Origin of the sequence: Pseudoalteromonas sp. Z9A6 (assembly GCF_011378805.1) — a bacterium.
GTDB classification, from domain to species: domain Bacteria; phylum Pseudomonadota; class Gammaproteobacteria; order Enterobacterales; family Alteromonadaceae; genus Pseudoalteromonas; species Pseudoalteromonas distincta.
Genome location: NZ_WTKZ01000067.1, coordinates 1 through 14720, shown reverse-complemented (window position 1 = coordinate 14720; position 14720 = coordinate 1). Strand labels below are relative to the sequence as shown.

Genomic DNA, 14720 nt, shown 5'->3' with positions numbered 1-14720 from the left:
TTCAAAAGCTTCTAAATCAGTTGCATTAGCTAAAGGTAAAGTGATTTTTGTAGCTGCTGCAGCTAAACCAGTGCCACACACCGCAACTTGGCTAACACTGCCAATTTGTGTTGCATCAAAATATTCTTCAACAGTACCTTGTACACGTACATGGTCGCCTACATTCACGTCAGTATCTGCAAAATACACAAATACACCTTCAGAGGTAAGTGGATTTGCATCTATATCAGCAGCCAGTGAGTTAACAAAAAAGCCTTTTAATTGTTCATCACCTTGAAAATCGGCGCTTACAACACCTTCAAACTCTACTAGTGTACCTACAAGTGGGCTAGCAGAGCCGTCACCTTGAATAGCATTTATTAGTGTTTTTTCTGCACCACAAACTAGTGGTTCAAGTGGCTCTGGTTCAGGGTCTGGCACAGGAGCGGTACCGCCGTTTCCTGTGTGTGAACCTAATCCATCAAAGGTGTCAATATCAAACTGTTCCCATTCTTCGCTAGGATCAAAAATGGCTGTCGAGTCAGTTCGGCCTGTGGTAATGCTATCCTTTCTTCGCAGCGTTTTGTTAACCGTAGTTACACCCCCTTCAGACCACTCTGAACCCGGATCAACACCAACTTGACCAAAACTATCAACAATTACACCGTCTTTAGTTAAAACAAGGGCATCATCACCGTTATAGTAGGTTACTGTGCTGGTTTCATCTGCAATATCAAGTATTGCAGCTGCTGCACTGGGGTTTGAAATAATGTAGGTGGTATTGGCGGCCAATGTTCCTGTTAAATCAATCGAGTTGCCAATCGAACTGCTACCATTTGAATAGAGTCCTAAAGTATAACCTTCAAGAGAAAGCTCCGTATCAGCATTATTATAAAGCTCGATTGCTTTATTATTACTGCTTCCCTCTATATATTCTGAAATGATTAGATCAGCGGATGCTGGTGCACTGAGACTTGCTATAACAAGTGCGAGTGGTGTTATTTTTGTTTTAAACATTTTTTTATTATTCCCGTGTATTAATCCCAAAATGGGACACCAGTTTAGAGAATAAATATGACGGAAATAATACAAAAATGTAAACGAATGTAAATGAAAGGCGGTTTAACCGCCTTTTAATAAAAAATTACTTTTTAGCTAGATATTTTGCGGCTTGCTTAGCAAAGTAGGTTAATATTCCATCGGCTCCTGCACGCTTAAATGCAAGTAAAGATTCCATTATTGTAGCTTCTTCACTTAACCAACCGTTATCAATTGCTGCTTTGTGCATTGCATACTCGCCACTTACCTGATATGCGAAAGTAGGTACACCAAATTCGTCTTTAACACGCCGTACAATATCTAAATAAGGCATACCGGGCTTTACCATAACCATATCGGCGCCTTCTTGTAAGTCTAATGCGACTTCACGTATTGCTTCATCAGAGTTTGCTGGATCCATTTGGTAAGTTTTTTTATCAGCACCTTTTAAGTTACCAGCAGAGCCTACAGCATCTCTAAATGGGCCATAGTAGCTAGATGCGTATTTAGCTGAGTAGGCCATAATTCGAGTATGAATAAACCCATCAGCTTCAAGTGCTTCGCGAATAGCGCCAATACGACCATCCATCATATCAGAAGGGGCAACAACATCAGCACCAGCTTCTGCATGGGAAAGTGCTTGTTTAACTAAAATTTCAGTAGTGACATCATTAATAACATAACCTGAATCATCAATAATACCGTCTTGGCCATGCGTAGTGAAAGGGTCAAGTGCTACATCAGTAATCACACCCAACTCAGGAAAAGCTTCTTTTAACGCTCTTACGGTGCGTTGTGCTAAGCCATCATCGTTATATGCTTCTTCGGCAAATAATGATTTTTTATCCGCAGGTGTTACTGGAAAAATAGCAACGGCAGGTACGCCAAGTTCAACGAGTTCTTTTGCTTCAACAAGCAGTAAATCAATTGATAGGCGCTCAATACCAGGCATTGATTCAATTACCTCGCGGCGATTTTTACCATCAAGTACAAATACAGGGTAAATTAAATCATTTACGCTAAGCTGGTTTTCAGCCATTAAGCGGCGAGAAAAGTCGCTGCGGCGCATTCTGCGCATGCGAGTATATGGAAAAAGGTCTAATCCTGATTGGGCCATATTAATATGCTCCTACTGTGGTAATGGAAAAGTGATTACTTGATTACGGCCATGCTGCTTTGCGTAATAAAGTGCTCTGTCGGCGCACTCAGTAAAAATTTGAGGGTTGCTAACATCATCAGCAATACTGGTGTATACACCAGCGCTAATAGTAAATTGAATATCATTATTGGCAACCGTTACAGTACTTACTGAGATATCAGCTCGTATTTTTTCAGCTATGTCTTGTGCGCCTTCACTAGGGGTATTAGGTAATAGCACAACAAATTCTTCACCGCCATAACGGGCAACTTCATCGAGTGGTCGTTTTAAATGGTCTTTTATAAGGTCAGAAACTGCTTTAATAACTTGATCGCCAATGATATGGCCGTACGTGTCGTTGATATTTTTAAATCGATCTATATCAAGCATAACAATGCTAAGCGGCGTTTGTTCTCGACGAGAGCGACGAAGCTCCATTACCAGTTTTTTATCAAAAAAGCGTCTGTTTTTTATTCCAGTCAATGCGTCTTCAGTATTTAGTAACTCAAGTGAGCGGTTTTTTTCTTCAAGCTCTCTAAGCGTTACTTGTAATTCAAAGGTGCGTTCGTCCACCTGGGATTCAAGTTCTTGGCGAGTTTTTTCTTGTAATTTTAAGCGCTCTTTAAGTAGTGTATCTTGTGCTGTGTTTTCAGCAATCAAGGTCTGTTGGGCAATCACTTCTTCATCGCGTTGTAAAATAAATAACTTCATTACGCTGTAGCATAAGCAAAAAGTGTAACCAAAAAAGCATGCAAATACAAATGCGAGCGTACTTCTGTCAAAGGCGTATAGGCCCATTACTGCAACAGTAAAATAAAGCATTACCACCAAGAAAAAAACCAATACAAGTAATAGTGCTTTGTTTGGTTTAGAAGGCGTTAAACGCACGCACATAAACGTAGTTACAATATAAAAGCCTAAAACGATTGGAGTAGTGATTAAACAAAATAATGTAACTATGTTGTTTGGAAGTAGCCAAATAAATAATAACGAAATGGCTAAAGCGTTAACTACAACTTTTTGAATAGTTAGCAGAAGAGAGGGCCTGGGATGGCAAACTTGCTTCTGCAAAGGCAAAAACATTAAAGTGATAAGCATAAGTAATATAGGGATCATAACTTGCTGTAATGCAGGCAAATTAGGATGAACGTACCTTAAGCCAAAACCACAAAGGTAGGCTAATACACTACCTAATGTGAGAGATATAACCCCAGCATAAACAAAATAACCTTTACGTGAAAAACCATATAAAACTATGCAACTCACACCCAAAGAAAATATAAAACCAATCAATAAGCCATAGAGTAAATTGAGTTTTCCTTTGTGTGCCAAATAAGCTTCTGGTTGCCACAGTGTTAAAGGGACTCGCAAGCCTGAACTATTCGCCACTTTCATTATAATAAGCGTTTCGCTATTTGCAGGGCTGAGCAGTTTAACTAATAAAGACTCACTTTTAATTTTGCGCTTATATAAGGGGTAGGCATCACCAATTTGAGTATAAGAAAGTAATTGCGAGTTATGTAATTGATATACTTGAACGTGGTTTAGCAAAGGATTGTTTAGTGACAATATTTGCTCAGTATTATAACTAAGTGTGTTTTTTATTTTAAATTTTATCCATACAGGACGCTGCTCTAGTCCTAAATTAAGGGGTTTTCCTGTGTTTTTTTGCCACTGTATATGGCTACTTTGTTGTGCGCTTAATAGCGACGTTGGTTCAAAAGAGTAATACAGGTTATTAATGTTTTGAGAGTTAAAATCGTGTTTTATTATTACTGGGTTTGCGAAAGAGCAAAAAGTGAAAAGGAATACTAATAGGCTTAAAAGTGCCTTTGCATAGGCCATTAACGATCTTCTAAACCAAAAACACGGTGAAAGTTTTCTGTAGTTTTACGGGCCACAACTTCTTCATCTATTTTATAAAGTTGTGCAACCGTTCGACAGATATAAGGAAGCAGGGCAGGTTCATTTTTACGTGATTTAGGTTTTGGCTTAACTGTTCGTGGAATTAAAAATGGTGCATCAGTTTCTATTAATAATCGATCTAGAGGAATGCTAGGCACTAGCAGTTGTAAATCTTTTCTACGCCTTTCATCACATACCCAACCCGTTATACCAATATATAGACCTAAATCTAAATATTGCTTTAGAGCTGCTGAGTTACCCGTAAAGCAGTGGAGTACACCGCGAATATTAAACTCTTTTAATATACTTAACATGTCGTCACTTGCATCACGCTCATGCAAGTAAACAGGTAAATCTAATTTTTCAGCAAGTGCTAATTGGCGCCTAAAAACACTGCGCTGTACATCGCGAGGCGAAAAGTCGCGGTTATAATCAAGACCGCACTCACCAATAGCAATAACATGCTTATTATTTGCAAGTATAGTTAGTTGTGCTTCTAGTTCATTAGTGGCTGATTTTGCATCATGCGGGTGAATACCCGCCGTAGAATATTGAAGATGCTTTGTTGCAAGATCAAGTGATTGCTGACTGCTTGCAATATCACAACCAATAATAAGCATATTTGTAACACCCGCTTCATTGGCACGGGTAATTACATCGTGATGCTGCTCATCAAATTGATGATTAGTTAAGTTAACTCCAGCATCAATTAACGTATATGACATTACTTAGTACGTTTAACGCGAATAGAGCGGTTTTGCCCTTCTTTATGCAGCAAAAATGAGTTAAATACACCTCGGCTAATGGTAACTGTATCAGACTCTTTTAATTTAAGGCTGTCTGAGCCAATTTGACGCCACTCTTGGTTGTTGTCAAGGCTGATAATGAGCTCGCCATACGGTGCCTCGTCAACTGATAAAACAAGCGCAGTGATGTTTTCGTTTTTATCTTTTGTGATTTCTTTATGTTCTAAGCCAAAATCTTCAGTAGTTGTTGCTGGCGCTATAGCCGCAACGGGTACATTAGAAGATTCTTTAGGCGGGGTAAGTGTTTTTGTTACTGATGGCTTAACTAGTGACTTACCCGCGATTGTATTGTCGTAACAAAGTAAGCGGTTAAAATCGTTTTCAATAAAGCTACATGCCTGTAACGCTTGAGTATTAAACTCTGTTTGCGCAGCAAAAGTCGGTGCGCTTAATAAAACCAATAGTGAGAGTAGTTGTTTTTTCATTTTATTCCTCAGATTCTTTTTGTGGTTTAGCGGTATAAAACTTTGCTAAAATTAGACCTAGTTCAAACAGAAGAAGCATCGGAAATGCTAGCAATGTTTGTGATAATACATCAGGCGGTGTTAAAAACATCGCGACTACAAAAACACCCACGACGATATAAGGGCGCTTTTCTTTTAAGCTTTTTGTTGTTGTTGCGCCACTCCAGCATAGCAACATAATAGCCACAGGAATTTCGAAAGCGACGCCAAATGCAAAAAACAATTTTAATACAAATCCTAGATAGCTAGCGATATCGGGTGCTAGAGTCATCATTTCGGGACCTGTACTTGTAAAAAAACCTAATATAATTGGTAGTACTGCAAAGTAGCAAAAAGCGATACCCCCATAAAACAAGACAACGCTTGAGATTAGTATAGGTATTAGCATTTTCTTTTCATTCTGGTACAAGCCAGGAGCTATAAACCCCCAAATTTGATGAAGTATCCATGGAGTAGATAATAAAGCCGCAACAAAAAAAGTAAGCATCATAGGGACTATAAAAGGGTCACTCACATTTATAGCTATCATGGTCGCGCCATTAGGTAAATGAACTACTAATGGTGCAGCTATAAGTTCGTAAATATCATCTTTAAAATAAAACAGCGCGATAAAAAATAATAAAATGCTCAATAGCGCTTTTATTAGCCGATCACGCAACTCAATTAAATGAGCTACAAACCCTGATTTTACTTCCTCAGCCATTATTTTTTATACCATGTAGTAAGTTGACCACAAAGTGAGAAATAAATTTCACTTTTTCTCATCAAGTTGTTGGTTATTTGATGTATCAGATTGTTGTTTCTTGTAGCTGTGAGTAACTGATTCAGCCGCTTTTTGTAGCTCTGTTAGTGAGCTTTGTAACTCAGGGCTTAAATCTTTTAATTCTTGCTGTTCTGCTTTTTTAAGGTTTTCGTGCAGCTCATGGATGCGAAGTTCTTCACTTACTTCGGCTTTTACTGAGTTGGCAAGTGATTTAGCGGTTTTAACCCATTTACTCACTGTTCTAATCGCAACAGGTAAGCGCTCAGGGCCGAGCACCACTAAACCAACAATAAAAATAACAACAAGTTCCCACATGCCCATACTAATTAAACCTTATTGTTATCTTTGTTTTTTTCAGTATCGGTTGAGTTGTCAGCAGTGTTTTTTTCTGATTGTTGAATTTGCTCGGATTTCTCTTTCTCGCTCATTTGATCATCCGACATTGCTTTTTTGAAGCCCTTTACAGCGCCCCCAATATCGCCACCCATACCGCGTAGTTTTTTTGTGCCAAAAAGTAAAACTATGATCGCTAAAACAATTAATAATTGCCAAATACTAATACCACCAAAACCCATGGTTTTCTCCAATATATAAAACGGTTAAATGTTTATTTTAAATACTAATTATACGCTCACTAGCGCAAATAGCACCCAGTTTATGCGCTGCGCCATGCCGCTATAAAGCTAATAGCCGATAAGCTTATTGCAAGACTTGCAGCTATTAAATCGTGCTGTAAATAACAAAGTGTTGCCATAATCATTGTAGCACTACCAAATAAACTCAATATTAAAGGTTTATGAGATACCTTTTGTTCTTGAGGTTGAATGTGTGGTGCACGCTTTAAATTTTGGTAAATTAGATCCGGTAACTCGGGCATTTTTTCAGCCCAAAATGGCAAGTTAGCATACATTTGCTTCAGTACTGATAGCGGTCCAACTTGTTGCTTTACCCAGTCTTCTAAAAAGGGCTTAGCTGTTTTCCATAAGTCGAGTTGTGGGTATAGCTGACGCCCCAATCCTTCAACGTATAATAAAGTTTTTTGTAGTAATACTAATTGCGGCTGTACCTGCATGTTAAAACGACGTGCAGTATTAAATAGATTTACGAGTACGTGCCCAAATGAAATTTCAGCCAAAGGTTTATTAAATATAGGCTCGCAAACTGTGCGAATCGCAAATTCAAATTCTTCAATGCTAGTATCTGGTGGTACCCAACCAGAATCAACGTGTAGTTGTGCAACTTGGCGATAATCACGATTAAAAAAGGCGATAAAGTTTTCAGCTAAATAGCGTTTATCTTCTTTGCTTAACGTACCAACAATACCGCAATCAATACCGATATACATTGGGTTTTCAGGGTGCTCTCGAGAGACGAAAATATTACCCGGATGCATGTCGGCATGAAAAAAGCTGTCTCTAAACACCTGCGTAAAAAATACTTCTACGCCACGCTCAGCAAGTAATTTCATATTAGTGTTTTGCGCCATAAGTGCATCGGTATCAGAGACGGGTATGCCGTAAATACGCTCCATTACCAGCACATTGCTACGGCTGTAATCACTGTAAACTGCAGGGATATATAATGAATCAGAGCCTTCAAAATTGCGTTTTAGTTGAATGCCGTTGGCACCTTCTCGCATTAAGTCGAGCTCGTCTAGGAGTGTTTTTTTATATTCTTTAACTACTTCAACCGGGCGCAGGCGTTTTGATTCGTTATGTACTTTTGCAAGTACCTTTGCGAGCTTTTCCATTAGCGCTAAATCGGCATTAATTTGCTCATAAATATTGGGTCTAATAACCTTAATTACGACATCTTGCTCAATACTCTGCTCATCAATAAGTTTTGCTGTATGTACTTGCGCTATAGATGCAGAAGCTAGTGGAGTTTGTGAAAACTCACTAAATAATTCACTTATATCGTTAATTTCGAGCGCTTTTTCTATTATTTTCTGTGCAAGTTCGCCTTCAAATGGTTGAACTTGATCTTGTAAAAACGCAAGCTCTAAAGCGATATCATGAGGGAGCAAATCACGACGAGTAGAAAGCATTTGACCAAATTTGATCCAAACGGGGCCCAGCTCTTGCAGTGCTAAACGTAAACGAAGCCCTGCCGGCTTTTCTTTGTGCTGATTACGCAGCCAAAATAAACTGCCACGGGCTACTTTACCAAACCAAGGCACTTTATGCTTTGGAATTAGCTCGTCTAGTCCATAGCTAAGTAACGTTTTGGTGATGTTATACAAACGTGCAGTCGACACAAAAAATCCTTAGCGGGTGTTTGAAGGTAAAAAAGAGTTTAAGAGGGCGTTAATGCGTTGCTCAACGGCAGCGACTTGTCCTTTGAGCTCTCTATTTTTTTGTTTAAATTGCTCAAGTTCTAATGGATGAATAGTAATTGCGAGCTCATCTTGGCATAAACTTGTAAGCATGGTACTTATTTTAGTATTGATTTTGCTGCTCTTTTGTTTTAGTTCTTTTAAATGCAGGTATAACTGCTGAGCGGGGGCATCGCCAATGTATTTAGAAAGTTGTTCAGGCCAATCAATATCAATACCTGAAAATGCATTGCTATAAGTTTGCGCAATGTTTAAATCGCCTTGTAAGTCGAGCTTATCTTGGCGAATTAATTGGGTAAGCATTGCAGGGTTTTTGAGCGCTAAAAGTGTGTCTATATCTGCGCTGATCATACAATCTGCGTTTTCATTGCTTTGAGCGCTGTATAAGTGTAATTGATCAGCACTATAAACGAGTTGGATGCTTTGTTGCCAATCTCTTATTTCAACCACTAAGCGCTTATGTTTAACGGCGTTTAGCTTTTGAGATAATTGTGGGTCCAGGCTAAGCGCTTGATTTAGTACACGCTCAATAAGCGAGAGTACAAAATTAGGTAACATAAAAAACTCAGATGACATTGCACCTTTATTGTTTTTGGTTATTTTTTCAAGCGCCATAACTGCTAGCCTTAATATTTAAAACCACGATGCAGTGCAACAATTCCGCCTGTGAGGTTTTGGTATGTTGTTTGTTCAAAGCCTGCATCTTCCATCATCGCTTTTAATGTGTCTTGATCTGGATGCATACGAATAGACTCAGCTAAATACTTGTACGATTCACTGTCGTTAGCAACTAGCTTACCCATTGTTGGCAATAAATTAAATGAGTAAAAATCGTAAGCTTTACTAAGTACGTCATGCTCTGGTTTTGAAAACTCTAAAACAAGTAATCTGCCACCTGGCTTTAAAATACGGTACATAGATCGTAATGCTTTGTCTTTATCGGTAACGTTACGTAAGCCAAAGGCAATAGTGATCACATCAAAGCTATTATCTGGAAATGGCAGCATTTCTGCATTCATTTGTACGTAGTCAATATTGCCTACTAAGCCAAGATTATGTAGTTTTTCACGACCAACCTTAAGCATAGATGAATTTATATCGCCCAAAACAACTTGACCGGTTTCGCCAACTAGTTGACTAAATTTTGCCGTTAAGTCGCCAGTGCCGCCGGCTAAATCGAGTACATGATGGCCTTTACGAACACCTGAGCTTGCAATAGTTTGACGTTTCCATAAACGATGCACACCAAAAGACATTAAATCATTCATTACATCGTATTTTGCAGCTACTGAGTGAAATACATCAGCAACCATAGAAGCTTTATCGCCCTCGGCTACTGTTTTATAACCAAAATGCGTGGTCTTTTGTTCGGTTTCGTTCATGACTAATCTCTATCGTGACAATAGAGGTTAGTGTACTTTATTGTACGCAGTAGGTGCAATTTGAATATGATTTATCAGGTAATTTATTGCCCTGCAGTGTAGCTACTTTGCCCTAATGACCGCGCTTTAAAAGCCGCATGAGACGCTTTTTTAGCTAACTGGTTAAAATCATCTTCTTGTAGATGTTGAGCAATTCCTAGAGATAAGCCAATACTAGGTAACTTAATCCCTGTTTTTGAACTAACAAAGCGAAGCTTTTCGACTCCATTTCGGACTTTTTCAGCAATAACATTGGCTGTTTCTGGGTCTATATCGGCGAGTAAAACAGTAAATTGATCTTTAGCTGTACGGCCAGGCAAGCCACTTTGAAAAACATATTTTTGCACTTGTTTAGCTACTTTATTCAAAATAACTTCACCAATTATATCACCGTAATTTTCAGTAAAGTGATCAAGGTTATCTATTTGAATCGCAATGGCGCAAATAGACTTTTTTTGATTAGTCCATACTTGAGTTTGTTGCGTTAAATAATGGCGTTTATAAAGCCCTGTTTGGCTATCAATAATATGTTGTTTACGAAGTTGATTTAGCTGCTTTTTTGTTTTTTCGTGTAGTTGTTTGGCTTTACTTAGTTCTTGCTTAAATTGCTTGTGTTGATTTAGTAATTCGGCGGTTTGATTATGAAGTACTTCAAGCGCTTGACGGCTTTGTTCTATGTTGTTCTCATCTAGTGAATGTACGCATTCGCTCACCTGACCCGCAAAGCGAATTATCTGTTTTTCAGTAGCTTGAGAATTTTGAGAAAGTGAACTTATAACACCATCAACATTTTGAATCATGTTGACTTGCTCTGTGTGACCGGTATTTAAAAATTCAGCATGGAGCTGTTCAATTAAAACACTGTCTATATTATCTTCAACCGCAATAGCGCGGTCTAAGGCTTTGTTCAGCTCAAGGTTAGTTTGGCTAGTATAGGTATAAACAACTTGATAATTGAGCGGCGTAGGAGAAAGTGCATAGCGCTCTAAAAACACACACACTTTAGTCATCTTCTCTTGTGCAATAGCCATGGAATCATGGAACATCATTTTAAATACCAACTAAGTACGCATAAGTGCAAATTTTAAAATATCTCATTCCATGAGGCGGTTATGCGTCCGAGCTTTTTATTATTTTTTTATACAGTAATCATTATCCGCGCTATTTAAAAGCAAAAACGATAGTTAGGGAACTTAAATTTTACTTTAGCAGCCCAATCGCTGTTTTTCTCATCAATTCGGCTGGTTTTTACTTCTGTTAACGTATGTAGCATTATTTCAATATGCTAGTTTGTCTCATTTACTTGCTATTTCTTTAGCCTACGATAGTTTTATGCAATCTATTGCATCATCAAGTTAAATAATAATGAATCTTTTTTTACCAAAAACGCTTCGCCAAACGCTTCTTGGCATAACTGCTTTATGTTCGTTAAGTGCATGTCAAATAACCACACCCAACGCGAATGAGCAGTTTACTCAAGTGGCACAATCTATTGTTCAATATAGAGAAAGTATAAACCCTTATAGCAGTTCAAAAGGGGTTGATGGTTATTTACTTGCCAATTTATCGCCAGAATTTCTAGCAGAGCAGTACAAAAGTAATACTCAATTATTAGCAGACTTAGATGCCGTAGATGCAACTAAGCTTAGTGACGAAAATCAAATTAACTTAAGTATTATTCGTGCCCAAGTGCAAAATAGCGTAGACGAATATGTGTTTAATGCGCATTACATGCCGCTTACATCTGAGTATGGTTTTCACTCCGGTCTGTCGTACATCGTTAACAGTTCCCAATATAAAAAAGAGCAAGATTTAGATACATACCTTGCACGTTTAGCACAAATCCCCCGCTTTTTTGAGCAAAATATATATTGGATGAAAAAAGGGCTCGAAACAGGTCTCACCCAACCAAAAGCAGTTTTAGAAGGATACGAAGACTCCATAAGTACTTATATTGTTGATGATGTAACTCAATCAGAATTTTATAAACCGTTTTTAGCTAACACTGCCAGTTTAAGTGAGAGTGACTTTTATGCACTTCAACAGCGAGCTAAAGTTGTTTTAAAAAATAAAGTAATACCAGCATATAAAAGCTACTTAACGTTTTTTACTGAGCAATACCAACCGGGCGCCCGCACAAGTATTGGTATTTCAGAAACCCCTAATGGCAAAGCTTTTTATAAAAACCGTGCTAAGCATTACACCACTACCGACATGACACCAAAAGAGATCCACGAGCTAGGCTTAAAAGAAGTTGCTCGCATTCGAGGTGAAATGGAAGCTGTAATAAAAGAAGTTGGCTTTAAAGGCTCATTTGCTGAGTTTATTCACTTTTTACGTACTGACCCACAGTTTTACGCAACAACACCTGAGCAACTTTTGAAAGAAGCATCTTACATTGCTAAAAAAATGGATGCACAGCTGCCTAAGTTATTTCATACCTTACCGCGCAAACCTTATGGCGTGGCACCGGTGCCCGCAAGTATTGCCCCTAAATACACAACAGGTCGGTATTCTGGCTCTAATCGAGATGATGAAGCTGGATACTACTGGGTAAATACTTACGCTTTAGATAAGCGCCCTTTGTATGTTTTAGAAGCATTAACTTTGCACGAAGCAGTGCCAGGTCATCATTTACAAATATCACTTAATGCAGAGCTTGAAAATTTGCCGAGCTATCGTCGTGATGCTTACCTTTCGGCATTTGGCGAAGGTTGGGGGCTTTACTCTGAATATTTAGGTTTAGAGGCAGGCTTTTATCAAGACCCATATAGCCGTTTTGGTCGCTTAACTTATGAAATGTGGCGAGCAGCACGTTTGGTTGTTGATACAGGGATGCACATGTATGGCTGGAGCCGCGAGCGAGCTATGAACTTTATGAGCGAGAACACCGCGCTTTCGCTGCATAATGTTAAAACAGAAACTGACCGTTATATATCTTGGCCAGCTCAGGCACTGTCATACAAAATTGGTGAGTTAACTATTAAACGTTTACGTGTTGAAGCAGAGCAAGCGCTTGGACCAAATTTTGATATTCGCGAATTTCATCATCAGGTTCTTCGCCATGGTTCAGTGCCCTTGTCAGTATTAGAAACACAGGTACGTTTATATATAAAAAATGAGTTAACTAAGCTGCAAAATTAGCTTTGTAGGGCTTATAAACCTTGAACAAACAAAGGTGTTGTGTCATTTTGACCGCAACACCTTTTTTATACCACAGACCTAGTAATGTAGTTTATTTTAGCGACTTCAATCGTCAAAATATTCACATACTACGCAATAGGTATTATTTAAAAATATAGCCATCAAGGGGCCTTAGATGAGCAATTTCATTATGTTTAGTATTGACGTATTTGCGAGTATTTTTATTATCGCACTTGGGTTAATTGTGCTTACTGTTATTATTTTCTACTTTCGCGATATAACACAAACAAAACATGCTATTAGGCGTAACTACCCAGTAATTGGCCGCTTTCGATATTTTTTTGAACGCCAAGGTGAATTTTTCAGACAATACTTTTTTGCCCTCGATCGAGAAGAAATGCCATTTAACCGCGCTGAGCGCAGTTGGGTTTACCGCGCAGCAAAAGATGTCGATCGCACCGCTGCATTTGGTTCAACACAAAGCTTAGAAGTGACGGGTACGGTTATGTTTATGAACTGTGCTTTTCCTACTTTAGATGAAGAGGCACTCGACCCGAGTAATGTTACTTTAGGTCCGTATTGTAAAACACCTTACACCACTAATTCGTTATTTAATGTGTCGGGCATGAGCTTTGGTGCGCTTTCAAAGCCTGCTGTGCGCGCTTTATCAAAAGGTGCTAAATTAGCGGGTTGCTGGATGAACACAGGTGAAGGGGGCTTAAGCCCTTACCACCTTGAAGGTGGCGCCGATTTGGTATTTCAAATTGGTACAGCTAAATATGGTGCTCGAGACGAGCATGGAAACTTAAGCACCGAAAAACTTAAAGAAATAGCAGCTCACGAACAAGTCAAAATGTTCGAGCTAAAAATGAGCCAAGGTGCAAAACCAGGTAAAGGCGGTATGTTACCAGGGCGCAAAGTTAACGCCGAAATAGCTAAAATTAGGGGTATTCCAGAAGGGCAAGATTCGATTAGCCCAAATGGACACCCTGAAATCAAAAACCCAGCCGACATTCTCGATATGATTGCCACTGTACGTAATGCCACAGGAAAACCAACAGGCTTTAAAGCCGTTATTGGTGATTACACCTGGTTAGAAACGTTATTTGCAGAAATAAATCATCGTGGCATTGAGTCGGCACCCGATTTTATAACAATTGATAGTGCTGATGGTGGTACGGGGGCTGCACCGCAGCCGCTTATGGATTCGGTGGGTTTACCTCTTCGCGAAAGCTTGCCGCTTGTAGTTAATATGCTTGAAAAGCACGGGCTTCGAGATCGCGTGAAAATTATTGCATCGGGTAAATTAATCGTCCCTTCAAAGGTTGCATGGGCATTAGCGCTTGGTGCTGATTTTGTTGTATCGGCTCGTGGTCATATGTTTGCACTGGGCTGTATTCAGGCAATGCAATGTAATAAAGATACCTGTCCGACCGGGATCACTACGCATAACGAGCGTTTGCAACGCGGCTTAAATGTAGCTGATAAAGCGCAACGAGTAGCTAACTATAATAAATACATTCATTACGGAGCCGGTTTAATTGCTCACTCATGCGGTGTAACAAGTGCACGAGAGTTGGCTCGTAAGCATGTACGTATAGTGCAAGAAAGTGGGCTTTCAGAGCCGCTTGATAAAATTTATGAAAACTACAAGTAAGTTTTAACTAACTAGAAGGCGCTTATAGCTGTCTCTTGATCACAAGTCTGACTCAAGAGATTTTGCTAAA

14 protein-coding genes are annotated in these 14720 nt (G+C 39.0%); 2 read left to right on the top strand and 12 right to left on the bottom strand.

The window, feature by feature from the left end; genetic code table 11:
* From GQR53_RS21495 to GQR53_RS17915, 12 genes are all read right to left on the bottom strand, one after another.
* Positions 1-996 (bottom strand): lamin tail domain-containing protein (locus GQR53_RS21495; protein WP_240917500.1); only part of this gene is annotated, 996 nt, incomplete at its 3' end.
* A gap of 127 nt (positions 997-1123) precedes the next feature.
* On the bottom strand, positions 1124-2134 hold the full coding sequence (gene hemB / locus GQR53_RS17965) for a porphobilinogen synthase (protein ID WP_024597079.1): 1011 nt from the start codon (positions 2132-2134) through the stop codon (positions 1124-1126).
* A gap of 12 nt (positions 2135-2146) precedes the next feature.
* Positions 2147-4000: a diguanylate cyclase gene (locus GQR53_RS17960; protein WP_165744804.1), complete on the bottom strand. Its 1854-nt coding sequence runs from the start codon at positions 3998-4000 to the stop codon at positions 2147-2149.
* A complete protein-coding gene (locus GQR53_RS17955) occupies positions 4000-4785 on the bottom strand; it encodes a TatD family hydrolase (RefSeq protein WP_165744802.1) in 786 nt (261 codons plus the stop codon). The genes GQR53_RS17960 and GQR53_RS17955 overlap by 1 nt, the downstream gene beginning before the upstream one ends.
* Positions 4785-5291: a hypothetical protein gene (locus GQR53_RS17950; RefSeq protein WP_024604419.1), complete on the bottom strand. Its 507-nt coding sequence runs from the start codon at positions 5289-5291 to the stop codon at positions 4785-4787. Before GQR53_RS17950 ends, GQR53_RS17955 begins: the two co-directional genes overlap by 1 nt.
* A 1-nt stretch (position 5292) precedes the next feature.
* Entirely contained in the window at positions 5293-6033 is a 741-nt protein-coding gene (gene tatC, locus GQR53_RS17945; protein ID WP_024604418.1) for a twin-arginine translocase subunit TatC, read from the bottom strand.
* Positions 6034-6081: 48 nt separating this feature from the next.
* The gene (tatB, locus tag GQR53_RS17940; protein ID WP_024597077.1) at positions 6082-6414 is read right to left on the bottom strand and encodes a Sec-independent protein translocase protein TatB; all 333 of its coding nucleotides are present in this window, start codon (positions 6412-6414) and stop codon (positions 6082-6084) included.
* 5 nt (positions 6415-6419) lie between these two features.
* Complete coding sequence (gene tatA / locus GQR53_RS17935) at positions 6420-6668, bottom strand: Sec-independent protein translocase subunit TatA (protein ID WP_004334954.1); 249 nt, start codon at positions 6666-6668, stop codon at positions 6420-6422.
* Positions 6669-6748: 80 nt separating this feature from the next.
* Complete coding sequence (ubiB, locus tag GQR53_RS17930; protein ID WP_165744800.1) at positions 6749-8350, bottom strand: ubiquinone biosynthesis regulatory protein kinase UbiB; 1602 nt, start codon at positions 8348-8350, stop codon at positions 6749-6751.
* 9 nt (positions 8351-8359) lie between these two features.
* Positions 8360-9043: an SCP2 sterol-binding domain-containing protein gene (locus GQR53_RS17925; protein ID WP_165744798.1), complete on the bottom strand. Its 684-nt coding sequence runs from the start codon at positions 9041-9043 to the stop codon at positions 8360-8362.
* A gap of 11 nt (positions 9044-9054) precedes the next feature.
* Entirely contained in the window at positions 9055-9810 is a 756-nt protein-coding gene (gene ubiE, locus GQR53_RS17920; protein ID WP_024597074.1) for a bifunctional demethylmenaquinone methyltransferase/2-methoxy-6-polyprenyl-1,4-benzoquinol methylase UbiE, read from the bottom strand.
* Positions 9811-9893: 83 nt separating this feature from the next.
* Positions 9894-10880 carry a GGDEF domain-containing protein gene (locus GQR53_RS17915; RefSeq protein ID WP_004334947.1) on the bottom strand — a complete coding sequence of 329 codons (987 nt, stop codon included), beginning with the start codon at positions 10878-10880 and terminating at the stop codon, positions 9894-9896.
* A gap of 334 nt (positions 10881-11214) precedes the next feature.
* Here GQR53_RS17915 and GQR53_RS17910 point away from each other — a divergent pair, with 334 nt between their 5' ends.
* Positions 11215-12993, top strand: a complete 1779-nt coding sequence (locus tag GQR53_RS17910; protein ID WP_165744796.1) for a DUF885 domain-containing protein — start codon at positions 11215-11217, stop codon at positions 12991-12993.
* 175 nt (positions 12994-13168) lie between these two features.
* Entirely contained in the window at positions 13169-14650 is a 1482-nt protein-coding gene (locus GQR53_RS17905) for an FMN-binding glutamate synthase family protein (RefSeq protein ID WP_138489912.1), read from the top strand.
* Positions 14651-14720 lie beyond the last annotated feature (70 nt).

What these genes read in the sequence shown, in the direction of transcription:
- hemB (WP_024597079.1), bottom strand. Translation starts at nt 2,134, where the DNA reads ATGGCCCAATCAGGATTAGACCTTTTTCCATATACTCGCATGCGCAGA.
- GQR53_RS17925 (WP_165744798.1), bottom strand. Translation starts at nt 9,043, where the DNA reads ATGGCGCTTGAAAAAATAACCAAAAACAATAAAGGTGCAATGTCATCT.
- GQR53_RS17960 (WP_165744804.1), bottom strand. Translation starts at nt 4,000, where the DNA reads ATGGCCTATGCAAAGGCACTTTTAAGCCTATTAGTATTCCTTTTCACT.
- GQR53_RS17910 (WP_165744796.1), top strand. Translation starts at nt 11,215, where the DNA reads ATGAATCTTTTTTTACCAAAAACGCTTCGCCAAACGCTTCTTGGCATA.
- GQR53_RS17905 (WP_138489912.1), top strand. Translation starts at nt 13,169, where the DNA reads ATGAGCAATTTCATTATGTTTAGTATTGACGTATTTGCGAGTATTTTT.
- ubiE (WP_024597074.1), bottom strand. Translation starts at nt 9,810, where the DNA reads ATGAACGAAACCGAACAAAAGACCACGCATTTTGGTTATAAAACAGTA.
- tatC (WP_024604418.1), bottom strand. Translation starts at nt 6,033, where the DNA reads ATGGCTGAGGAAGTAAAATCAGGGTTTGTAGCTCATTTAATTGAGTTG.
- tatB (WP_024597077.1), bottom strand. Translation starts at nt 6,414, where the DNA reads ATGGGCATGTGGGAACTTGTTGTTATTTTTATTGTTGGTTTAGTGGTG.
- tatA (WP_004334954.1), bottom strand. Translation starts at nt 6,668, where the DNA reads ATGGGTTTTGGTGGTATTAGTATTTGGCAATTATTAATTGTTTTAGCG.
- GQR53_RS17955 (WP_165744802.1), bottom strand. Translation starts at nt 4,785, where the DNA reads ATGTCATATACGTTAATTGATGCTGGAGTTAACTTAACTAATCATCAA.
- GQR53_RS17915 (WP_004334947.1), bottom strand. Translation starts at nt 10,880, where the DNA reads ATGGCTATTGCACAAGAGAAGATGACTAAAGTGTGTGTGTTTTTAGAG.
- GQR53_RS17950 (WP_024604419.1), bottom strand. Translation starts at nt 5,291, where the DNA reads ATGAAAAAACAACTACTCTCACTATTGGTTTTATTAAGCGCACCGACT.